Annotated in this window: 19 protein-coding genes and 2 tRNA genes; 8 read left to right on the plus strand and 13 right to left on the minus strand. The window is 39.2% G+C overall.

Annotated features, from left to right (window positions below; genetic code table 11):
• Positions 1-120: 120 nt before the first annotated feature.
• From I6E82_RS08810 to I6E82_RS08825, 4 genes are all read right to left on the minus strand, one after another.
• Positions 121-197: transfer RNA gene (locus tag I6E82_RS08810), tRNA-Val, on the minus strand.
• Between the two features lie 248 nt (positions 198-445).
• Positions 446-522 (minus strand) — tRNA-Val (locus I6E82_RS08815).
• A gap of 113 nt (positions 523-635) precedes the next feature.
• Positions 636-1682: a DUF3080 family protein gene (locus tag I6E82_RS08820; protein WP_101217814.1), complete on the minus strand. Its 1047-nt coding sequence runs from the start codon at positions 1680-1682 to the stop codon at positions 636-638.
• The gene (locus tag I6E82_RS08825; RefSeq protein WP_007585131.1) at positions 1663-3033 is read right to left on the minus strand and encodes an MATE family efflux transporter; all 1371 of its coding nucleotides are present in this window, start codon (positions 3031-3033) and stop codon (positions 1663-1665) included. Before I6E82_RS08825 ends, I6E82_RS08820 begins: the two co-directional genes overlap by 20 nt.
• Positions 3034-3161: 128 nt before the next feature.
• Here I6E82_RS08825 and I6E82_RS08830 point away from each other — a divergent pair, with 128 nt between their 5' ends.
• Entirely contained in the window at positions 3162-3788 is a 627-nt protein-coding gene (locus I6E82_RS08830) for a riboflavin synthase subunit alpha (RefSeq protein WP_182197010.1), read from the plus strand.
• 1 nt (position 3789) lies between these two features.
• On the opposite strand, the gene I6E82_RS08835 is transcribed toward I6E82_RS08830, so the two are convergent.
• On the minus strand, positions 3790-3993 hold the full coding sequence (locus I6E82_RS08835; protein ID WP_008166246.1) for a CPXCG motif-containing cysteine-rich protein: 204 nt from the start codon (positions 3991-3993) through the stop codon (positions 3790-3792).
• Positions 3994-4096: 103 nt separating this feature from the next.
• Positions 4097-4969, minus strand: coding sequence for a fructosamine kinase family protein (locus tag I6E82_RS08840; protein ID WP_197117608.1), 873 nt, complete (start codon positions 4967-4969; stop codon positions 4097-4099).
• A 125-nt stretch (positions 4970-5094) separates the two neighbouring features.
• Here I6E82_RS08840 and I6E82_RS08845 point away from each other — a divergent pair, with 125 nt between their 5' ends.
• The 4 genes from I6E82_RS08845 (at position 5095) to I6E82_RS08860 (ending at position 9588) form a co-directional block, all read left to right on the plus strand.
• Positions 5095-5787 (plus strand): DUF445 domain-containing protein, encoded by a 693-nt coding sequence (locus I6E82_RS08845; protein ID WP_197117609.1) that lies wholly within the window; start codon positions 5095-5097, stop codon positions 5785-5787.
• A gap of 278 nt (positions 5788-6065) precedes the next feature.
• The gene (locus tag I6E82_RS08850) at positions 6066-6851 is read left to right on the plus strand and encodes a hypothetical protein (protein ID WP_007585117.1); all 786 of its coding nucleotides are present in this window, start codon (positions 6066-6068) and stop codon (positions 6849-6851) included.
• A 100-nt stretch (positions 6852-6951) separates the two neighbouring features.
• Positions 6952-8334, plus strand: coding sequence for an amidohydrolase (locus tag I6E82_RS08855; RefSeq protein WP_197117611.1), 1383 nt, complete (start codon positions 6952-6954; stop codon positions 8332-8334).
• A gap of 12 nt (positions 8335-8346) precedes the next feature.
• A complete protein-coding gene (locus I6E82_RS08860; protein WP_197117613.1) occupies positions 8347-9588 on the plus strand; it encodes an amidohydrolase family protein in 1242 nt (413 codons plus the stop codon).
• Between the two features lie 131 nt (positions 9589-9719).
• On the opposite strand, the gene I6E82_RS08865 is transcribed toward I6E82_RS08860, so the two are convergent.
• Both I6E82_RS08865 and cspD read right to left on the minus strand, forming a co-directional pair.
• Positions 9720-11942 (minus strand): NADP-dependent isocitrate dehydrogenase, encoded by a 2223-nt coding sequence (locus I6E82_RS08865; protein WP_197117615.1) that lies wholly within the window; start codon positions 11940-11942, stop codon positions 9720-9722.
• Between the two features lie 525 nt (positions 11943-12467).
• Entirely contained in the window at positions 12468-12686 is a 219-nt protein-coding gene (gene cspD / locus I6E82_RS08870) for a cold shock domain-containing protein CspD (protein WP_002962500.1), read from the minus strand.
• Between the two features lie 209 nt (positions 12687-12895).
• Between cspD and clpS the strand changes: the two genes are divergently transcribed.
• Together clpS and clpA are read left to right on the plus strand one after the other, a co-directional pair.
• Positions 12896-13204 (plus strand): ATP-dependent Clp protease adapter ClpS, encoded by a 309-nt coding sequence (clpS, locus tag I6E82_RS08875; protein ID WP_007585109.1) that lies wholly within the window; start codon positions 12896-12898, stop codon positions 13202-13204.
• Between the two features lie 94 nt (positions 13205-13298).
• Positions 13299-15560 (plus strand): ATP-dependent Clp protease ATP-binding subunit ClpA, encoded by a 2262-nt coding sequence (gene clpA / locus I6E82_RS08880; protein ID WP_007585108.1) that lies wholly within the window; start codon positions 13299-13301, stop codon positions 15558-15560.
• A 213-nt stretch (positions 15561-15773) separates the two neighbouring features.
• Here the strand turns inward: clpA and infA are convergent, their stop codons facing one another.
• The 4 genes from infA to trxB form a co-directional block, all read right to left on the minus strand.
• A complete protein-coding gene (infA, locus tag I6E82_RS08885) occupies positions 15774-15992 on the minus strand; it encodes a translation initiation factor IF-1 (protein WP_002962494.1) in 219 nt (72 codons plus the stop codon).
• A 90-nt stretch (positions 15993-16082) separates the two neighbouring features.
• Positions 16083-16787 carry an arginyltransferase gene (locus I6E82_RS08890; RefSeq protein WP_010552618.1) on the minus strand — a complete coding sequence of 235 codons (705 nt, stop codon included), beginning with the start codon at positions 16785-16787 and terminating at the stop codon, positions 16083-16085.
• Positions 16780-17496, minus strand: a complete 717-nt coding sequence (gene aat / locus I6E82_RS08895; RefSeq protein WP_197117616.1) for a leucyl/phenylalanyl-tRNA--protein transferase — start codon at positions 17494-17496, stop codon at positions 16780-16782. The genes I6E82_RS08890 and aat overlap by 8 nt, the downstream gene beginning before the upstream one ends.
• A 97-nt stretch (positions 17497-17593) precedes the next feature.
• Positions 17594-18544 carry a thioredoxin-disulfide reductase gene (trxB, locus tag I6E82_RS08900; RefSeq protein ID WP_008168643.1) on the minus strand — a complete coding sequence of 317 codons (951 nt, stop codon included), beginning with the start codon at positions 18542-18544 and terminating at the stop codon, positions 17594-17596.
• 287 nt (positions 18545-18831) lie between these two features.
• On the opposite strand from trxB, the gene pssA reads away from it, so the two are divergent.
• Positions 18832-20157: a CDP-diacylglycerol--serine O-phosphatidyltransferase gene (gene pssA, locus I6E82_RS08905; RefSeq protein ID WP_024590327.1), complete on the plus strand. Its 1326-nt coding sequence runs from the start codon at positions 18832-18834 to the stop codon at positions 20155-20157.
• Positions 20158-20276: 119 nt separating this feature from the next.
• Here pssA and ald read toward each other — a convergent pair whose 3' ends face one another.
• Entirely contained in the window at positions 20277-21398 is a 1122-nt protein-coding gene (gene ald, locus I6E82_RS08910) for an alanine dehydrogenase (RefSeq protein WP_010552621.1), read from the minus strand.
• Positions 21399-21473: the final 75 nt, after the last annotated feature.

Here is a 21473-nt window from a genome sequence, read left to right on the forward strand (position 1 = left end):
TTTCTTTGGATTTTTATTGCTTTGAATTGGTACGACTGAGTGGATTCGAACTGCTGACCCTTGGACCGGGTGATCAAGAGTGGGTAGTGCTTTTTCTTTTGGTTTTTTATTACTTTGAATTGGTACGACTGAGTGGATTCGAACCACCGACCCCTACCATGTCAAGGTAGTGCTCTAACCAACTGAGCTACAGTCGTACAATTTTTGAATTCTTAAATAAACTTATTCTGTGATATTAGAATAAATTTGGTACGACTGAGTGGATTCGAACTACTGACCTTTGGACCGGGTGATCAAGAGTAGGTAGTGCTTTTTCCTTCAGATGTACTTTTATTTATTTTACTTAAATTTTGGTACGACTGAGTGGATTCGAACTACTGACCTTTGGACCGGGTGGTCAAGAGTAGGTAGCGCTCTTTCCTTCAATTATACGTTTCATTAATGTTGGTACGACTGAGTGGATTCGAACCACCGACCCCTACCATGTCAAGGTAGTGCTCTAACCAACTGAGCTACAGTCGTATTACTTTATTTAAGTAGGTGTTAATTGCTTAACAACGGCGGCTAATATATAGCGTGGCGGTTGGTGAATCAAGCAAGTTTGTTGTTTTTGAGTTTATTTGCCGTTTTTTTATTCATATTGGGCTTATTTCACACGTTTTATAAAATACTTGCCACCAAACCACATGTTTTTTAGCTGAGCTTTTTAGTAAGTTCAGTAAGTTACTTGCTGAGCCCGTTTTTACTAAGTTATTAATTTGAGGGCTTGAGATACTTTCGTTAAACCAAAGCTCATTATAAAGCGGTTGTAGTGCCTCTAGATAACCAGTTAACTGCGCTTGATAGGGCTGAATTTCTTTTAGGTAAAACTTTTGAAATACGTTGCTTATGATTTTTGCGTTTTTATTATTTTTATCCTGTGGGCACAGCGTATTAAAGTTTAATGTTTTTACAAACTGCGTGGCGTTGTTATTTAACACTACCTGCTTGCGGACCGATTGAATGAGTGCCTGGTTAAATTGAAATTTATTAAGCTGCTCGAGTGCACTAAAAATAGAATTGCTATTAATTTCACTAAATTCTTTAGCCTTAATTTGTTGCTTAATGAGTACAAGTTGCTTTAGCGCAAGTACGGTATCACTAAAACCAGCAGGTTCAGTAGTAAGCTCGTTTGAAGTGAGTTGCCAAGTACGATTTAGCTCAGGCTCTTTAAATAACATGGTGTTAAAAAAGTGCATTAGGTGTGTTTCTTTATAGTTTTTGGCTGCGAGTATTTTTGTGTAACTAGGACTATTTTTATCAAGCGTGTTTAAGCAAACCTGTGCACTTTTAATAAAGTTTATTTGATATTTTAATTGCCCAGCAGCGCTGGCGGTTTTTCCTAATTGGTTATTGTGCTCACTTATAAGCACGTTAAGCTTACATTGGCTAATGCCTGCAAGCTCAACAATGCTCAGTGTTAAGTCACTTTGTGCTATTGGGGTAGGCTGCAGTAAGGGGAGTTGCTTGAGTGGCGCAGGCTGTGTTGGGCTTGTATCAACTGTGCTACTTAAGCGTTCAATATAAGTAACGTTTATACTACTTTGTGGTTTGTTGCAGCCAGTAAGCGTTAAAAAACACATTACCAGCAAAGTAGCTGGTAATGTTTTAAGGCTGAGTTTATTAGTTTTGATTGAGTGCATCAATTTTAAGAAATTCATATTTTAGACGTTTTTTTACCGTTAGCATTAATAAAATAGCAGCGACACTAAGTCCCACTATTATCCCAGTCCAGAAACCGTGTGGCCCCATAGCTGGCACAATTATGTCTGTTCTTGCCAATACGTAACCTAAACAAAAGCCGATTAACCAATACGATATAAACGTAATATACGATATAGGCGTGGTGTATTTTAACCCACGGAGTATGCCATTTGCTGCAACTTGCAGTGCATCAGGTAATTGGTAAATACACGCTAAAATCATAATTGATGAAGCCAATGCCATAACAGCAGGGCTGTCGGTATACAGTTGGCTAATTAAATCACGACCGGCAAACGTAATAAGCGCTAAAAATAACGCCACAGCAATGGCTAAAATATAGCTGGTAGAAACCGCAACTTTTAATTGAGTCATGTTCTTTTGGCCGTATAAGTTACCTATACGAATGCTGATAGCGATTGATAGGCTCAGCGGCATCATAAATAGCAATGTAGTTACACTGGCTGCTATTTGATGCCCCGATATAGCTACTGCACCTAAATGCGCTATAAATAGCGGTATACACGCAAATAAAGTGACTTCAAAAAAGGTGGCGAGTGAAATTGGTATACCTAACTTAGTAATAATACCAATGGTAGTGAAATTAGGTTTTTCGAATGATGAAAGCAGGCCTTTAGCATCTACTTTTTTACTCATTTGGCAGTAAGTGACTTGTGCTATTGCCATAACAGTTAAAACAATTGCAGTGGCAATGCCACAGCCCGCGCCGCCATAAGCAGGAAAACCAAATAAGCCATTTATGAAAATATAATTTACCGGAATATTAACAGCTAAACCTAATAGGCTTATGTAAAACGCGGGCTTGGTCATTCCCATACCTTCGGTAACGTTTCTGTATACCGTAAAAATTAAAAATCCAAATACACCCCATTTCACAAAGTGAATGTAGTCAATGGCAAGGTTTGCAATTGCAGGCGTTGTATCGAGCTTAAAAATAATAGCATCTGCTAAATGGGCAATTCCAAAGCCTGTAAAGCTCAAAATAGCGGTTAAATAAAGCGCTTGTTGAAAATAGTGGCTAATGCCTTTGCGGTCATCACTGCCCGAAAACTGCGCAATAATACCAGTAAGCGCTAATAAAATACCTTGAAGGCCAAGTAATAAAGGGTTCCATATTCCTGTTGCAATAGACAGTGCAGCTAAGTCAGTAGGGCTAACTTGACCTGCCATAATTGTGTCGACGACCGACATTAAAATAAGTGTAACTTGCGCTAAAAAAACAGGTAAAGCGAGGGAAAGTAAACGCTTGGCTTCCCAATTGCAAAAGGTCATAAAAACAGCTAGTTGATAAAATAGGGCGTAATTGTAATCTATTGGGGTTTAAATAAAAATCACAGTAGTGAATGATTTTATGAGTTGATACGTTAAACTAGCACTTTGTAATAATTTAAAGTGATTTTATGTTTACAGGAATAGTGCAAACGCAAGCTACGGTGGTCTCTAAGACTCAAACAGACGGTGTTTTACGCTTAGTTGTATCGGTGAGCGATGAGTACGTTAAGCATTTAGATTTAGGCGCAAGTATTGCTATTAATGGCTGTTGTTTAACAGTTGTGCAAGTTGAGCTAAGTAATCACGATGTGGTAGCGCAAGTGCATTTTGATGTGATTGACGAAACCCTAAAGTTAACTAATTTAGGACTGCTTGAGTTAGGTAGTTTAGTTAATTACGAACGCTCTGTTACGTTTGGTACTGAGCTAGGTGGGCATATAGTGTCTGGGCATATTCATTGTACGTCACAAATTTCTCAAATAGTGAAGCTTGAGAACAACTGCAAAATACAACTCAGCTTGCCAAAAGAGTGGCAAAAGTATGTGCTATATAAAGGGTTTGTTGCGATAAATGGCGCAAGCTTAACCGTGGGCGAAGTTGATGAACATGGTTTTTGGTTACACCTAATTCCGGAAACGCTCGCCATTACAAACATTGGTGCAGCGCAAGTGGGTGACAAGTTTAATATTGAAGTTGATCAGCAAACTTACACTATTGTAAATACGGTAGAAAACTACTTACGCCATCAGGCTTAAGTTAAAATATTTGTTCGTCGTCACTGTCTACGTGTAGCTCTAATTTATTGTTAGCATGATCTATATGCATATTTAAATGAATTGGGTTACAGCAGGCAGTGCAATCTTCTATGTAGTCTTGATCGCCCATGCTTGCGTCTAAGTCTAAATGTATGTGGTGTCCGCAGTGTGGGCACGTTATTCGTTGTGATAAAAAATCTTTCATAATCACTCCAGTTATAAATAATTAAGTTAGATTTAACTTAATCGCTTACAGATGAACGCCTACTTACTCATTAAATATAGTGCTGAAATGCAGCTTATGACACTTATTTTATACCTTCAAATACCAGCTTTTCTATATGTTGTTTAGCTTCAGTAAGATAGTGACCGGCAAAGATGTTAGCGTGATTTAAAATAGGGTATAGCTGGTATATTAACTTACGTTTTTCGTAATTTTGAGAAAGCGGATAGTGCTGGTTATAGGCGCTATAAAAGTCTTTTGGCAGTGGCGCAAATAGTTCGCTCATTACAATATCCACTTCCCGATCACCATAATAACAAGCCGGGTTAAATACCGTTGGCTCTGCTTTTAAAAAGCCCATATTTCCTCGCCAAAAATCGCCATGCAGTAATGAGGGCTCAACTTGATGACTATGCAGCTGTTCTTTAACGGCATTAATTAAGCGCTCGGGTTCAATAAAGTTAATGCCTTTTTCAGCGAGTAACTGTAATTGCCACCCTATACGCTCTTCGGCGTAAAATACATCCCATTTTTTATGCCAGCGATTAGGTTGTATAGTAGTGGCTATGTAGTTGTCTACATCAAAACCAAACATGGCTTGGTCGTGTTTTTGATGCATTTTAGCCAGGCTGCTTCCCATAGTTTCCCATGTGTTGTGGGGTTGTTTATCTAAAACAAGCCACTGTAAAACAATAAACGAAAACTCTATATTTGCACCGGTTGTAATACATTCAGGGACTTTAAAATTACTATTTTGCGCTAAAAGCTTTAAGCCAATAAATTCACTTTCTAAACGCTCGAGTTCGCTTTTTAATGCTATTTTAACGAAGAAGTTATGCGTACCATTGGTAATATGAAATAGTTTATCGGTATTTGTACTTTGTAATTGGCGTTTATAGGTGTGTTTAAAGTCAAAATTAATGGCTTGGCTGATGTGCTCATTTACTGTTTTCCACATAACAATTGCTCGCCTTTTAAACAGATACTTAAACTATGGCAAAAAGGTATTAATTTAACAATCTAAACGTTGTAAAATTAATGACTATATTGCATAAAAATTACACTTACTGTAATGGAGTAAAAATGAACAAAAGTTTAATAACCAATTTGCTAGCGGGTTTATGTGTTGTTGTAGGTTTTATGTTTAACCAAGCAATTGTGTTATCTGTTGGTTTATTTGCACTTTCTGGCGCGGTAACTAATTTATTAGCGATTCATATGTTGTTCGAAAAAGTCCCGTTTTTATATGGCTCAGGCGTTATAGCGCTTAAGTTTGAAAGCTTTAAAATCGCAATTAGAAACTTAATATTAACGGAATTTTTTTCAGAGCAAAAAATTAATAATTTACTCAATAAAGTGCAGCCCAATATCGATTTTGAGCCAATAATTAGTAATGTTGATTTAAACCCGGCATTCGACAATTTGTTAGAGGTAATAGAGCAATCTCAGTTTGGTAGCATGTTAGGTATGTTTGGCGGCACTGCAGCAATAGAGCCAATGCGTGAAAAGTTTATTGAAAAAATGCAATTGTCGCTTAGTGAGATTTCTCAAACTGACGACTTTAAAGCATTAGTAACCCAAACGCTTTCACAAGGTAATAGTGCAGAGAGCCTACATAAAACAGTACTTAAATTAGTTGATGAGCGCCTAGATGAGCTTACCCCTAAAATGGTTAAAGAGATTATTCAAACCATGATCCGTGAGCACTTAGGCTGGCTTGTAGTGTGGGGTGGTGTGTTTGGTGGCTTGTTTGGTTTAATTGCGGCCGTGATTTAAATATAGCTACTGATACCAATTTTAAAAAAATCATTCTATCGCATTAAATAGCGCACTTACTGCGTTAAAAATTGTTCGTGTACGAGTGCATGGATGCAGGAGGTAGAGCAATGCAGGGAGCAATTAGTGATAGCAACTACACGTTATAATTTCGCCTTATTATTGCGCTACTTTATTAGCGCAATAATAGATAACTAATTTAATGCAATTGGTATGACTTATTTTTTCAGGCTGTTATTATCGCCCCCATAATTTAGTCGTGTTTTTTAGGAGCAACGGTGAGCAAAACGTTAGCCAGTTATTATCAGCAAGCATACGCTTGCGATCAGCAGCATTTTAACCAGTGTTTTTATTGTGGCTGTGAAGCGACAGAGCGCGACCATTGTCCGCCGCTGCATATGCTACAAAGCATTGTTGATTTAGGTGAAGAAGCTGATTTTATATCTATTCCTGCGTGTTATGAGTGTCATGCACTTTTACATAACGAAAGGCTGATGACGATTGATGAGCGTTTCACTAAAATGAAGAAAAAGCTTGCCACTAAATACGCAAAACCACTGCGTGTTTATAACATGTGGGAAGAAAACGAACTTGGCGATATGAGCGATGAGTTTGCGCATAGTATTCAAGCGGGTATGAAATTAGGAAAAGAAGCCGCTGAGCGTTTAGCGTTTACTGGTTTTAGCTATGCCACAGAAGATGCCAAAGTAGCAGTACGTGAAAAAACAAAAGAGTTTGATGTAGAAGGCATGATATTTACCGACTTTAAAGAGGCGCTAAATTACTGCATTAATGATTTAAACGTACAAAAAAGTGACTTTTATAAAATTTTGGTTGAAGACTACCAAGGGGATTTTAATAAAGCGCTAAGCCAGTATCGTCATCGTCATGACAAAGTGACAGCGGCTAAAGACGGTAATACAATTATTAAAGATTTTTCTAAGTTACATAAGCAAAACTCTGATTTTGTAACGCGTACGGTTAAGCACTTTATTAGTAAAGATCCATCGCTTACAACCGAAGGTGCGCTTGAAAAGTTGTATAACAATTATATAAAGAAATAATTACAGATATTCATCTTAATTAACTGCGTTTTCACCTGTTTTTTTGGCTTTATTCCTTAGCTTTCGCTAAAGTAGCAAAAAAACAGGAGATCCAAACAACATGCAAAAATTTGCACCTTCTTTATTAGCGGTTGGCTTAGCTGCTGCACTTGTAGGTTGCCAAGAAAACGGCCCGCAAGACGATAAAATAACAATCAACAAAAATCCTTATCCAAGCACTTATCAGCCCGTTTCTACATCAAGCACAATTATTACAAATGCAACAGTACTTACAGGTACTGGTGAGCGTTTAGATGATGCTGATGTATTACTTGTTGACGGCAAAGTACAACAAGTTGGTAAAGACTTAACTGCTACTGCTGATATTACAATTGATGCACAAGGCAAATGGGTAACACCGGGTATTATTGACGTACATTCACATTTAGGTGCATACCCAAGCCCTTCGGTTGAGTCGCATCAAGATGGTAACGAAATGACCAGCCCTAACACTGCAGAAGTGTGGGTTGAGCATTCTGTTTGGCCACAAGATCCAGGCTTTAATCGTGCACGCGAAGGCGGCATTACTTCTCTACAAATTTTACCAGGCTCAGCTAACTTATTTGGTGGACGCGGCGTTACGCTTAAAAACGTCCCTGCACACACTATGCAAGGTATGAAATTTCCAGAGGCGCCGTATGGTCTAAAAATGGCGTGTGGTGAAAACCCTAAACGTGTTTATGGTCGACAAGGTGTATTGCCTTCAACTCGTATGGGTAATATGGCTGGTTATCGTATGGCATGGGCTGAAGCCGCTGAATACAAACGTGCATGGGATAAGTACGATGCCGATTATGAAGCAGGTTTAAACCCAGAAGCACCAGTACGTGATATTAAACACGATACGCTTCGTGGTGTGCTTGAAGGCGAAGTACGTATTCATAATCATTGTTATAAGGCTGAAGAAATGGCAATGATGATTGACCTGTCAAAAGAGTTTAATTACGACGCCGGTACTTTTCACCACGGTGTAGAAGCGTATAAAATTGCTGACTTACTTGCCCAAAATGGTTCGTGTGCTGCACTTTGGCCAGACTGGTGGGGCTTTAAAATGGAAGCCTACGACATGGTTCAAGAAAACGTAGCCATTGTTGATGCAGTTAAAAATTCATGTGCGGTTGTTCACTCAGATTCAGATACTACTATTCAGCGCTTAAACCAAGAAGCTGGCAAGGTTATGTACCGTGCTAACGAAAATGGTTTTGATATTTCTGAGCAACACGCTATTAAATGGATCACGGCTAACGCTGCTAAATCGCTAGGTATTGATGACAAAACAGGTTCACTAGAAGCGGGTAAGCAGGGCGATGTTGTTATTTGGAATCAAAGCCCATTTAGTGTTTATGCTAAAGCTGAACAGGTGTTTGTTGATGGTGCAAAAGTTTACGATAGAAACGACAGCGCGTATCAAGCAACAAGTGATTTTATGTTAGGCCAACAATAAGGAGCACCCAGAATGAAAAATTTATCACGTTCGTTTTCGCTTTCTCTGGTTGCTGCAGGATTATTAGCATCTGGTGCTGTAAGCGCACAATCGCTAGCAATTATTAATGCAACATTGCATACGTCATCTGATCAAGGTGTATTAGAAGCGGCAAGCATTGTAATGACAGATGGAAAAATTACAGCGATTAACCCAACTGAAATTAAAGTAGATCAGATTATTGATGCAAAGGGCCAAATTGTAACCCCTGGCTTTATTGCAAGTGTAAATCAACTTGGTTTAGTTGAAGTAAGTGCAGTTGCAGGCTCTCGCGATGCAGGCGAGGAAAAAGCCGGTATTGATTTTGACGTAAGTCTTGCTTACAACGCGCATTCGAGCTTAATTCCTTACGCTCGTAAAGGCGGTGTAACACGCGATGTAATTACCCCTCATGGTGGTGATAGCATTTTTTCAGGCCTTGCGAGTGTTGTTGATTTAAGTGGTAGTTTTGATAGCGACATGCAAAAACAAGCGGCTTTAATTGTTTACTTAGGTGAGCGCAGTAAAGGTTCTCGTGCTTTTACTTTGCAAACACTTATTAATAAACTTGATGAGCACAAAACTAAAGCTGGTAAAAAAGCTAAAAAAGATGATGACAAGCCAAGTACTGAAGACAAAGTAATGGCAAAAGTACTCAGTGGCGAAATGCCATTAGTGGTTGGCGTATCACGTGCGGCGGATATTATTGAGCTTATTAAAGTAAAAGAGCAATTTGGTATTAACTTAGTACTTAACGGCGCACAAGACGCTGTTGTAGTTAAAGAGCGCGTTGCTAAAGCAAATATCCCAGTGATTATTAGTGCAATGGACAGCTTACCAGCAAGTTTTGATTCGCTTCATGCGAGTTTAGATAATGCAGGTGTGCTAGAAAAAGCAGGCGTTAAAGTATTATTAACGGTAGGTGGTGATGCAAGTCACAACATTTATCAGCTGCGTTTTGATGCTGGTAATGCAGTATCGTATGGTATGAGCCAAGAAGGTGCGTTAAAAGCGGTTACATCAAACGTTGCTGATGTATTTGGCATTAATGCAGGTAGTCTTGAAGTAGGTAAAGCTGCTGATGTAGTAATGTGGAGTAATGACCCGTTTGAACTAAGCAGCCACGTGAACAAAATGTTTATTAATGGGGTTGAGGTTTCTACACAATCTCGTCAAGATAAACTGCGTGACCGTTATACAACTGATTCAAAAATGCCACGTGCATATACTAAGTAATTAGAATTTAAATCACTTAAATAGTTTTGGTTAATCAAAAAGGTCGCTATCTAATGATAACGACCTTTTTTATTGGCGTAAAAAAGCCGCTTACTTTTACAAGTAAGCGGCTTTTAAATTTAAACCAATATTTATACTAATTTAGCAAGAATATCGTTAAATGTAGTGCTTGGACGCATCGCTTTAAAGGCTGCATCATCGTTAGGCTGGAAGTAACCGCCTAAATCAACAGCAGGGCCTTGCGCATCGTTAAGTTCACTTACGATTTGTTCTTTATTAGACTCAAGGTCGCTAGCAATTTGAGTAAACTGTGCTTTAAGTTCACTGTCATCATTTTGCTTAGCAAGTTCTTGTGCCCAGAATAAAGATAGGAAGAAATGAGAACCACGGTTATCAATTTCTTTCACTTTACGTGAAGGAGACTTGTTTTCTGCTAAGAAAGTACCAGTCGCTTTATCTAGTGTATCAGCAAGAACTTGTGCCTTGTTGTTACCCGTAGTTACGCTAAGGTGCTCAAGCGATGCAGCAAGTGCTAAAAATTCACCTAAAGAATCCCAACGTAAGTGGTTTTCTTTTTCGAATTGTTGAACATGCTTAGGTGCAGAACCACCCGCGCCAGTTTCAAATAATCCACCACCGTTCATAAGTGGAACAATTGAAAGCATTTTAGCACTCGTACCTAGCTCTAAAATTGGGAATAAATCTGTAAGGTAATCACGTAAAACGTTACCTGTTACAGAAATAGTGTCTTTACCTTCTTTAATACGCGCTAGTGAGAACAATGTTGCTTCAAGCGGTGCTAAAATTTGAATATCTAGGCCAGCTGTATCGTGATCTGGTAGGTATTTATTTACTTTTTTGATTAGCTCTGCATCATGTGCACGGTTTTCGTCTAACCAGAAAATAGCTGGAACGCCTGTTGCGCGTGCACGATTTACTGCAAGCTTAACCCAATCTTGGATTGGTGCGTCTTTAACCTGACACATGCGCCAAATATCGCCTTGCTCAACACTGTGCTCAAGTAATGTATTACCATTTGCATCAACAACACGGATAGAACCATCTGCTTTAGCTTCAAACGTTTTATCGTGTGAACCGTATTCTTCAGCTTTTTGAGCCATAAGGCCAACGTTAGGTACGCTACCCATAGTTGTTGGATCAAACGCGCCATTCACTTTACAAAAATCAATAGTTGCTTGGTAAATACCTGAGTAACAACGATCTGGAATTACAAAGCTAGTGTCTTGTAATTTACCATCGTTATTCCACATTTGACCGCTTGAACGGATTGCAGCAGGCATAGAAGCATCGATGATCACGTCACTTGGTACGTGTAGGTTTGTAATGCCGCAGTCAGAATCAACCATAGCAATAGCAGGGCGGCTAGCGTAAACAGCTTGAATGTCTGCTTCAATTTCTTCGCGCTTAGCATCGTCTAATGTTTGAATTTTAGAATATACATCGCCTAAACCATTATTTACATCAACACCTAGCTCTTCAAAAAGCTCACCGTGTTTAGCAAATACATCTTTGTAGAATACTTTTACAGCGTGACCAAAGATAATTGGATCAGATACTTTCATCATTGTCGCTTTCATGTGAAGCGAGAATAAAACACCTTTTTCTTTAGCAGCGTCAATTTCAGCAGCTAAGAAAGCTTGAAGCTTAGAAGCGCTGATGCTTGATGCATCAATAACTTCGCCAGCTAAAAGAGGCGTGCTTTGTTTAAGTACAGAAACGTCGCCGTTAGTTGCAACATGTTCAATACGTACATCAGTGGCTGTATCAACAGTTACTGACTTTTCTGAACCAAAGAAGTCGCCTTCGCTCATGCTTGCAACATAAGACTCTGAATCTTTGCTCCACGCACCCATTGAATGCGGGTTGTTACGTGCATATTCTTTTACAGAACCTGGTGCGCGACGATCAGAGTTACCTTCACGTAGTACTGGGTTTACTGCACTGCCTTTGATTTTGTCGTAAGCAGCTTGAATTGCTTTTTCTTCATCATTTTTAGGTTCAACAGGGTATTCTGGAAGAGCGTAACCTTTTGCTTGAAGCTCTTTAATTACAGCGCGAAGCTGTGGTACAGATGCACTGATGTTTGGTAATTTGATGATGTTTGCTTCTGGTGTTTTAGCAAGCTCGCCAAGTTCAGCAAGTGCATCACCAATGCGTTGTTCTTGTGTTAAATAATCAGGGAAGCTAGCAATTACACGACCTGCTAATGAGATATCGCGAGTTTCAACTTCAACACCGGCCGCATTTGTATATGCTTGGATGATCGGTAGCAACGAGTAAGTTGCTAGTGCCGGAGCTTCGTCCGTTTTTGTATAGATAATTTTTGATGTCATCATCATTCCTAGATAGTAGACCGAAAAGGTCTTATTCAACAATGCAAAGAAAATCATTACTAATGAGTGAGTACATATTATTAAACAAGTTAATGAATACATACGCTCGTAATGAATAGTTTGTTAGGTGTTGGTACTCAGCGTTGCTCTTTTATAAAAGCAGAATAGTCACACCTGACGAACTGGAATTGTATTTATAGCTAAAAAATTAACAAAAATAAATCAGCCTTTAGCCTAGTACATATAAAAGAGGCGACAAGTTGGATTAGTTGCTGCGTTAATACGCAATTTTTAGCACCAAGAGTGTAACAAGCTTAAATAAAAAGGGCTAGAGGTTGAGCATGCCCAATAAGCAGTTAAACAATCAACTCTTAGAACATTGGGGTATATAAAATAAATTCAAGGAAAAGGGTTGAATTTGAATGAAAAGAGGCAATAAATAGAGGAGAAGAGATAAGTTAGTATGCTTAAGGAATTAAGCGAGGATCTTAAAAGGTCACTCGCTTTAGTCGAACAAAACAATAGTCACTCAATAATGTCACCATCTGGGGCAATATTTTTAGCGTGTAGACCTTTAGGTCCTTGTTCTAATTCGAATGTTACATCTTGACCAGCTTTAAGCGTTTTATAACCGTCCATTACAATTGTTGAGTAATGAGCGAAAATATCATTCTCGCAGCCGTCTTCTACGATGAAACCAAAACCTTTAGCGTTGTTGAACCATTTAACTTTACCGCAAGCCATACTTCTACATCCTTCAATAAGTTGACTAATTTAGTTATTCTAAATTGTATTATTTGCTAGACTGACTAAGGTTTAATCAATCTACGTTTGACTGTAGTTTATTTAGCCAACCAGTCAAGTGTTTTGAGTTATTTTTTTAACATTTTATTTATTTTTTATTCAAGTTTGCTTGAGTTACAAAGACAAGACTATATTTAATTATGAGTGGTATGAAAGATTCAGGTGTTATCGATACAGTTCGCGACAGCGAAAAGCAAAAGCTACAGCCGCCGCGAAAATATAAAGTTGTTTTAAATAACGACGACTACACGCCGATGGACTTTGTAATAGAAGTTTTAACGACGTTTTTTAATATGGATAGCGATAGAGCAACCGACGTGATGCTTCAGGTTCATGAAAAAGGTAAGGGTATATGTGGTGTTTACAGCGCTGACGTAGCCCACACCAAAGCTGAACAAGTTAACCGCTACGCGCGTGATAACGAGCATCCACTGCTTTGTAGTTGTGAGCAGGAATAAATACCAATTTAATACAATTGGTATAAATACCAATTAGGGTGATCAAACATCCGATTGTTGTGGTATAAATTATTATCTCAGTAAGGGGTTGCCAATGCTAAACAAAGACTTAGAACTCACATTAAATGCCGCGTTTCGTGAAGCGCGCACTCGCCGTCATGAGTTTATGACCGTAGAGCACCTTTTACTTGCGCTGTTAGATAATCCTTCTGCAGGAGAAGCCCTAAACGCGTGTGGTGTTAATATTTCTGGTTTAAAAACCGAATTATTAGAATTTATTGACGAAACAACACCCGTCATTCCAGATTTAGAAGAAGAGCGTGAAACTCAGCCAACACTTGGCTTTCAACGTGTATTACAACGCGCTGTGTTCCATGTGCAATCGTCAGGTAAAAATGAAGTCACTGGCGTGAATGTGCTAGTTGCTATTTTTTCTGAGCAAGAAAGCCAAGCTGTATATTTACTTAAAAAGCATGATGTATCGCGTTTAGACATCGTTAACTTTATTTCGCATGGTATTTCTAAAGCAGATGATGAATTAGGCAACGACAGCGACGATATTCATGATGAAGTGCAAGAAGTTCAAAATGAAGAAGCAAGCAAGCTAGACAGCTTTACAACTAATTTAAACGTTCAAGCTCGTGAAGGTAACATTGATCCACTGATCGGACGCGACAGCGAAGTAGAGCGCACGGTACAAGTATTGTGTCGTCGTAAAAAGAATAACCCATTACTTGTTGGTGAAGCGGGCGTTGGTAAAACAGCAATTGCTGAAGGCTTAGCGTATCGCATTGTTAATAAGCAAGTACCAGAAGTAATTGCAGATGCTGTTGTGTACTCGCTAGATATGGGTGCATTGCTTGCGGGTACTAAATACCGTGGCGACTTTGAAAAGCGCTTTAAAAGCTTACTAAAAGAGCTGCAAGCTGAGCCAGGCTCTATTTTATTTATTGATGAAATACATACCATAATCGGTGCCGGCGCGGCGTCTGGTGGTGTTATGGACGCATCAAACTTGCTTAAACCACTCCTTTCAAGTGGTAAGCTACGTTGTATGGGTTCAACAACTTACAACGAGTATAAAAATATTTTTGAGAAAGACCGTGCATTAGTACGTCGCTTTCAAAAGATTGATGTACTTGAGCCAAGTGTTGCCGATACCACTAAAATATTAAATGGATTAAAAGAGCGTTACGAAGAGCACCATGGTATTCGTTACACTCAAAAAGCATTAAAAGCAGCTGCAGAACTCAGTGCTAAATACATTAATGAGCGTCACTTGCCAGATAAAGCAATTGATGTAATTGATGAAGCCGGTGCAAGTCAGCGCCTGCAACCTAGCTCTAAACGTAAAAAAACCATTGGCGTGGCAGATATAGAACTAATTATATCTAAAATGGCACGTATTCCTGCGCAAAGCGTCTCGTCGACAGATAAAGAAACGCTTAAAAACCTAGACCGTAATCTTAAAATGCTCGTGTTTGGGCAAGATCAATCTATTGACGCACTTACATCAGCTATTCGTTTATCTCGCTCTGGTTTATCGAGCGAAGAAAAGCCAGTAGGTTCGTTTTTGTTTGCAGGGCCTACCGGTGTGGGTAAAACCGAAGTAACTAAGCAACTTGCTAAATGTATGGGTGTTGAGTTTATTCGTTTTGATATGTCGGAATATGTAGAGCGCCATGCAATAAGTCGACTAATTGGTGCTCCACCAGGGTATGTTGGTTTTGAGCAAGGTGGTTTATTAACAGAAGCGGTTATTAAAAACCCACATGCTGTTGTACTTTTAGATGAGATTGAAAAAGCGCATCCAGACATTTACAACATTTTGCTACAGGTTATGGATCACGGTACGTTAACCGATAATAACGGCCGTAAAGCTGACTTTAGAAATGTAGTGGTTGTAATGACTACCAATGCGGGCGTTCAAGAAACTACGCGTAAGTCGATTGGTTTTACAGAGCAAGATCATACGCACGATGCAATGGGTGCAATTAACAAAGTATTTTCACCAGAATTTAGAAACCGTTTAGATAACATCATTTGGTTTAATCACCTTGAACGTGAAGTTATTTTACTGGTGGTTGATAAGTTTATTGTGGAACTGCAAGCGCAGCTTGATAAAAAATCAGTTAACCTTGAGCTTACGTCTAAAGCGCGTGAGTGGTTGGCAGATAAAGGCTACGATAAAGCAATGGGTGCACGTCCAATGGCACGTGTTATTCAAGAAGAGCTTAAAAAGCAATTAGCTAACGAAATACTGTTTGGTGAACTTGTTGATGGCGGTACGGTTAAAGTATCAGTTAAAGACAAGAAGATTCGCTTTGATTACGAGAGTAATTTAACACCAGCGTAAAACGTTAATTAAATAATTTAATTAAATAAAATGGCCCGCTACATAATAGCGGGCCATTTTTTTGCTTTTTTTATAGGCAACAAAAAACCCAGCAAAAACTGGGCTTTTTGTTTATTAAATGTAATTGCTAGTCAATGTCTATCAATTACATTTAATAAACGCTTAAAGCTAGTAAAACACTAGCCAAAAACTAAATCTCGTTTACGCACTTACTTAGCGAGCACGGAATACGATACGACCCTTTGATAAATCGTAAGGAGTCATTTCTACCGTTACTTTATCGCCGGTTAAAATACGGATATAGTTTTTGCGCATTTTGCCTGAAATATGAGCCACAACTACGTGACCATTTTCTAGCTCAACTCGGAACATTGTATTTGGTAAAGTATCAAGGACTGTCCCTTGCATTTCGATTACGTCTTCTTTCGCCATGTTTAGCGTAACACCTCTTTAATAGTTAAACGCTGCAGATTTTGCCCAAAATACTCCAATAAGTAAAGGCGCAGGGGCTATATTTGCAAATTAAATAGCCACCCACTCATCATTGAGCTGTTTTTGAGCAGGTAAAAACTGAGTTTTGTACTTCATTTTGTCGCATTCATCAATTTGATAGCCCAAGTACACGTATTGCTTATTTTGCTCTTTAGCAAACTTTAGCTGCTCTAATATCATCACAGAGCCTAAACTATAGTGTTCAAAGTCGGGATCAAAAAAGGTATAAATTGCAGAAATAGCGCTATTCATACAATCAGTTACGGCAACTGCGACTAAAGTATCTTGGTGCCACAGTTCAATAAATGTGATCTTGAGCCAACTACAAAGCAAAAAACTTTGAAACTGTTCTTTTTCAGGAGGATACATACTTCCATCCTGATGACGCATCGTTATGTACTTGCTATAAAGTGGATAGTATTCAGGTCGCTCTTGCGTTGAATATTTTACCTCAAACTGTGTTTTTGCTTTGTTTAGTTTACGTTTTTGCGATTTTGAGGGCATAAAGTCTTGTGCTAATACACGTACAGAACTACATGCGCTGCATATTGGGCAGTGCGGACGGTATATTTGGTTACCACTGCGACGAAATCCCAAGCCTAATAAAGACTCAAATTTGTCGGTGCTGTAGCAACTGGGATCAAGAATAACTAAAAGTTGCTCTTGTCTGTTGGGTAAATAACTACAGTCAAACTCTTGGGTTAAACCAACACGTGCAGGAAGTTGCTCATTCATAGATTGCGTCAAGTTCTTGTGGCTCCCACATAATAGGGTTAACAGTATAGTTATGTGCAGTTTTTAGTTTAGCCAAAAATGTGGAACGGGGGATTACTTGTGCACCTAGGGTCATTAAATAAGGGTTTTCTAACTGGCAATCAATAAAATGTGCATTATGCCGTTTAAGCCAATTTACCAGTGCCCACATAGCAAGCTTGGAGCAATTGGTTTGATGATGAAACATAGACTCGCCACAAAAAACACCATTTTGCATAATACCGTATAAGCCACCTGCAAGCTCTCCGTTGCTCCACACTTCTAAGCTATGGGCAATGCCAGCATTGTGTGCATTAACGTAAGCGTCGAGCATGTCAGAGGTGATCCAAGTGCCATCGGTATCAAGGCGTTGATCGCGACAGGCTTCTATCACCTCTTCAAAGGCATTATTAATGGTTACTCTTACAGGGTGCTTTTTTAAATGTTTACGCAGGCTCTTACTTATATGAAAATCATTAAGCTCAAAAATGCCTCGCTCGCTGGGCGACCACCACATAATAGGCTCATCTTCACTAAACCAAGGGAATACTCCGCTTTTGTAGGCATTACTTAGGCGAGGTAAACTCAAATCTCCGCCAATTGCTAACAAGCCATCAGGGGATTCTAATGCGTATTCCGGATTGGGGAATGCTATATCGTTTTCGCTTAATTGGTATAGCTGATTTCTCATACAGTACTTATTTTATAATTGATCGTAAAAGTGTAACTATATTTTAGGCATAAAAAAAGGGCTGAATAATCAGCCCTATAATAATTTATTTAATTGCTTATAAATTATCTAAAAAACGTTCAGCATCAAGGGCAGCCATACAGCCTGTACCCGCAGATGTGATTGCTTGACGATAAATGTGGTCAGACACATCACCTGCAGCAAAAACGCCTTCTACGCTTGTTTGAGTCGCGTTACCGTGAAGACCAGACTCTACAACTAAGTAGCCATCTTTCATTTCTAGTTGACCAACAAACATATCAGTATTTGGCTTGTGGCCAATAGCAATAAATACGCCTGCTAAATCTAGCTCTTCAGTTGCATCAGAGTGTGCATCTTTAATACGAACGCCGGTTACGCCCATTTGGTCGCCTAATACTTCGTCAAGCGTGCGGTTGTAATGCATTACAACGTTACCGTTTGCTGCTTTTTCAGCAAGGCGGTCAGCAAGTATTTTCTCACTGCGGAAACTGTCACGACGATGAATAACATGTACTTCGTCAGCAATGTTAGATAAGTAAAGCGCTTCTTCAACCGCTGTATTACCACCACCAACAACCGCTACTTTTTGACCTTTATAGAAAAAGCCGTCACACGTAGCACATGCCGAAACACCACGGCCTTGGAAGTTAGTTTCAGACTCTAGGCCTAAGTATTTAGCAGAAGCACCCGTTGCAATGATTAATGCATCACATGTGTAAGTACCTTGGTCGCCAGTTAGTGTGAAAGGGCGCTTAGATACATCTACTTTATTGATGTGATCGAATATGATTTCAGTTTCAAAGCGCTCAGCGTGCTCTTTCATACGATCCATTAACGCAGGACCTGTTAAACCGTGTGCATCACCAGGCCAGTTTTCAACTTCAGTTGTGGTTGTTAATTGGCCACCTTGTTGAATGCCTGTAATTAAAACAGGGTTTAAATTTGCACGTGCTGCATATACTGCGGCAGTATAACCAGCTGGGCCAGAGCCTAAAATTAGTAGCTTACAATGTTTTGCTTCAGTCATTATTTTTTCCTAAACGTTTAATACGGTCTTTAATGCGCTCGATTCTAAGAAAAACAAGGCAGATGTAAACAAAATCCGCGATTATTTTTTTTATCAAATCGAAAAGCTGTGCAGTATTGTGTACTAGAGCTCTGTGCTTTTACAGTTAAAATGCCTAAGTAGCTCAATAAATAGACTAACAGGCAACAAAACAGCGTTATTTCATGACCCCTTTGATTTTTTTTGTTATGTTTTACCTAATTTTATTTGTCACTGATAGATTATGTGACCTAAGCAAATAGGCAACTATGTTATTTTGGCAGGAAAAACCCGCATTCGGGTTGACTTCAAAAGACGTTAACGTCTTAACCAATGCGCAAGATTACCGAACGCAATTGCTACGCTTGATAGCGAACGCAAAAAAACGAATTTATATTACTGCGTTGTATTTACAAGATGACGAAGCAGGTCGCGAAATTTTAGAAGCGCTGCATCGTGTGTCATTGGCAAACCCGGCACTTGAGGTAAAAGTGCTGGTGGATTTTCATCGTGCGCAACGTGGATTAATTGGCGCTGATAAATCAGACGGCAACGCAAGTTTATACTGTGACGATTTAGAAAAGTTTAAATCGAACGTACAAGTTTATGGCGTACCTGTAAAAGCTAAAGAATTGTTTGGCGTATTGCATTTAAAAGGTTTCGTAATTGATGACACCTTACTTTACAGCGGCGCAAGCTTAAATAACGTGTACTTGCAATACAACGAGCGCTACAGGCTCGATCGTTACTTTTTAATAACGCAGAGCGAACTGTGTGACTCAGTAGTTGATTTTATTGAAACAAAGCTACTTTCATCAGTGGCCGTGCCACGCATTGACACACGACCGCTTAAGCGTTTGCACGACTTTAAGCTTGATCAAAAGCAATTAATGCGTGATTTAAAAGTCGCAAGCTATAACGCAGCAGAGCAGCTAAATACACAAGCATTAGGTATTCGTTTGTTTTTAGGACTCGGGCGTCGTAATAACGAGTTAAATCGTTTAATAAAAGCGTTATTTGATACAACAGAGCAAGAGCTTGTGTTGTATACGCCATACTTCAATTTTCCGGCACCGCTTATGCGATCACTGCGCCGATTATTAAAGCAAGGCAAGCAAGTGACTATTGTTGTAGGCGATAAAACAGCAAATGACTTTTATTTACCGCCAAGCGAGCCGTTTAGTAAAATAGGGGCATTACCTTATTTATACGAAACTATTTTGCATAAATTTGTAAAAACGCAAAAGCGTCATATCGATAACGGTAATTTAAATGTGTACCTGTGGAAAGATGAAAGCAATTCGTTTCATTTAAAAGGTATTTGTTCAGATAGAACAAAGCATTTACTGAGCGGGCATAACTTAAATCCGCGTGCATGGGGTCTTGATATCGAAAACGGTATTTTAATAGAAGATCCAGAGCAAACAATTATGGATGCTATTGATAACGAAAAGCAGGAAATTTTACAACACTGCCGACGTTTAACAGGCCCAGATGATTTAGAAACGATGGATGATTACCCGCAGCCAGTTAAAAAACTACTTGGCCAAGCTAAGCGCGTAAAAGTAGATTTTATAATTAAGCGTTTTATCTAAATAAGTTTATATAAATCTGAAATTTAAATACAAAAAAAGCAGCTAATTAGCTGCTTTTTTTATGGGTTGTAGTTAGGTAGTTACATTACTTAATACCAACCTAACTACAAAACGCTAAATTATGCGTTTTCTACCGCTGTGCGTGGGTCAACATATTCCATGTTGAACGCTTCTGCTACTTCTTTGTAAGTTACTTGGCCTTTAATTACGTTTAAGCCTTTTAAGAAGTGAGCGTCATCTAGTAACGCCTTTTTATAACCTTTGTTTGCAAGGTTAATGATGAAAGGCAATGTTGCATTGTTAAGTGCGAACGTAGATGTGCGTGGAACAGCACCAGGCATGTTAGCAACACAGTAGTGAACAACTTCATCAACGATGAAAGTAGGATCAGCATGCGTTGTTGCTTTAGAAGTAGCAATACAGCCACCTTGGTCGATTGCAACGTCAACAATTGCAGAACCAGGTTTCATTGCTTTAATGTGCTCAGCAGTTACTAGTTTAGGTGCAGCTGCACCTGGGATTAGTACGCCACCAATTACTAAATCAGCTTCTAGTACGTGTTTTTCTAGTGCATCAGCAGTTGAGTAAATAGCTTTTACTTTATTACCAAATTGCGCGTCTAGTGCACGTAATACGTCGATGTTACGGTCAAGAACGACAACTTCAGCACCAAGGCCAACAGCCATTTGCGCTGCACTACGACCAACCATGCCGCCGCCAATGATAACAACTTTAGCCGCTTCAACGCCTGGTACGCCACCTAGTAGCATGCCACGACCGTGGTTAGATTTTTCTAGCGCTTGTGCACCAGCTTGAATAGACATACGACCAGCAACTTCGCTCATAGGAGCAAGAAGCGGTAAACCACCGCGAGAGTCAGTTACAGTTTCGTATGCAATACAAATAGCTTTGCTTTTTACAAGGTCTTCAGTTTGTGGAAGATCAGGTGCAAGGTGTAAGTAAGTGAAAAGAATTTGGTCTTCACGTAACATTGCACGTTCAACAGCTTGTGGCTCTTTTACTTTTACAATCATGTCAGCTTTAGCGAAAACGTCAGCAGCAGTTGCTAAAATTTCAGCACCCGCTAGCGTGTAATCTTCGTTAGTAAAACCAATACCCATGCCTGCATCAGTTTCTACAATCACTTGATGACCGTGGTTTACTAATTCACGAACACTCGCAGGAACCATACCTACACGGTATTCATGGTTTTTAATTTCTTTAGGAACACCAATAATCATATCATTTGCCTTATTAAGAACGGATTAACATTTTTCACTATTATATTCATCATAAGCCCGTGTGTCTCACCTTTT

It is taken from the genome of Pseudoalteromonas sp. NZS11 (assembly GCF_015864765.1).
In the GTDB taxonomy this organism is placed as follows: domain Bacteria; phylum Pseudomonadota; class Gammaproteobacteria; order Enterobacterales; family Alteromonadaceae; genus Pseudoalteromonas; species Pseudoalteromonas arctica.

What these genes read in the sequence shown, in the direction of transcription:
- I6E82_RS08860 (WP_197117613.1), top strand. Translation starts at nt 8,347, where the DNA reads ATGAAAAATTTATCACGTTCGTTTTCGCTTTCTCTGGTTGCTGCAGGA.
- I6E82_RS08855 (WP_197117611.1), top strand. Translation starts at nt 6,952, where the DNA reads ATGCAAAAATTTGCACCTTCTTTATTAGCGGTTGGCTTAGCTGCTGCA.
- I6E82_RS08820 (WP_101217814.1), bottom strand. Translation starts at nt 1,682, where the DNA reads ATGCACTCAATCAAAACTAATAAACTCAGCCTTAAAACATTACCAGCT.
- cspD (WP_002962500.1), bottom strand. Translation starts at nt 12,686, where the DNA reads ATGGCTTGCGGTAAAGTTAAATGGTTCAACAACGCTAAAGGTTTTGGT.
- infA (WP_002962494.1), bottom strand. Translation starts at nt 15,992, where the DNA reads ATGGCGAAAGAAGACGTAATCGAAATGCAAGGGACAGTCCTTGATACT.
- I6E82_RS08865 (WP_197117615.1), bottom strand. Translation starts at nt 11,942, where the DNA reads ATGACATCAAAAATTATCTATACAAAAACGGACGAAGCTCCGGCACTA.
- I6E82_RS08890 (WP_010552618.1), bottom strand. Translation starts at nt 16,787, where the DNA reads ATGAATGAGCAACTTCCTGCACGTGTTGGTTTAACCCAAGAGTTTGAC.
- aat (WP_197117616.1), bottom strand. Translation starts at nt 17,496, where the DNA reads ATGAGAAATCAGCTATACCAATTAAGCGAAAACGATATAGCATTCCCC.
- pssA (WP_024590327.1), top strand. Translation starts at nt 18,832, where the DNA reads ATGTTATTTTGGCAGGAAAAACCCGCATTCGGGTTGACTTCAAAAGAC.
- clpA (WP_007585108.1), top strand. Translation starts at nt 13,299, where the DNA reads ATGCTAAACAAAGACTTAGAACTCACATTAAATGCCGCGTTTCGTGAA.
- I6E82_RS08835 (WP_008166246.1), bottom strand. Translation starts at nt 3,993, where the DNA reads ATGAAAGATTTTTTATCACAACGAATAACGTGCCCACACTGCGGACAC.
- ald (WP_010552621.1), bottom strand. Translation starts at nt 21,398, where the DNA reads ATGATTATTGGTGTTCCTAAAGAAATTAAAAACCATGAATACCGTGTA.
- I6E82_RS08830 (WP_182197010.1), top strand. Translation starts at nt 3,162, where the DNA reads ATGTTTACAGGAATAGTGCAAACGCAAGCTACGGTGGTCTCTAAGACT.
- trxB (WP_008168643.1), bottom strand. Translation starts at nt 18,544, where the DNA reads ATGACTGAAGCAAAACATTGTAAGCTACTAATTTTAGGCTCTGGCCCA.
- I6E82_RS08840 (WP_197117608.1), bottom strand. Translation starts at nt 4,969, where the DNA reads ATGTGGAAAACAGTAAATGAGCACATCAGCCAAGCCATTAATTTTGAC.
- I6E82_RS08845 (WP_197117609.1), top strand. Translation starts at nt 5,095, where the DNA reads ATGAACAAAAGTTTAATAACCAATTTGCTAGCGGGTTTATGTGTTGTT.
- I6E82_RS08825 (WP_007585131.1), bottom strand. Translation starts at nt 3,033, where the DNA reads ATGACCTTTTGCAATTGGGAAGCCAAGCGTTTACTTTCCCTCGCTTTA.
- clpS (WP_007585109.1), top strand. Translation starts at nt 12,896, where the DNA reads ATGAAAGATTCAGGTGTTATCGATACAGTTCGCGACAGCGAAAAGCAA.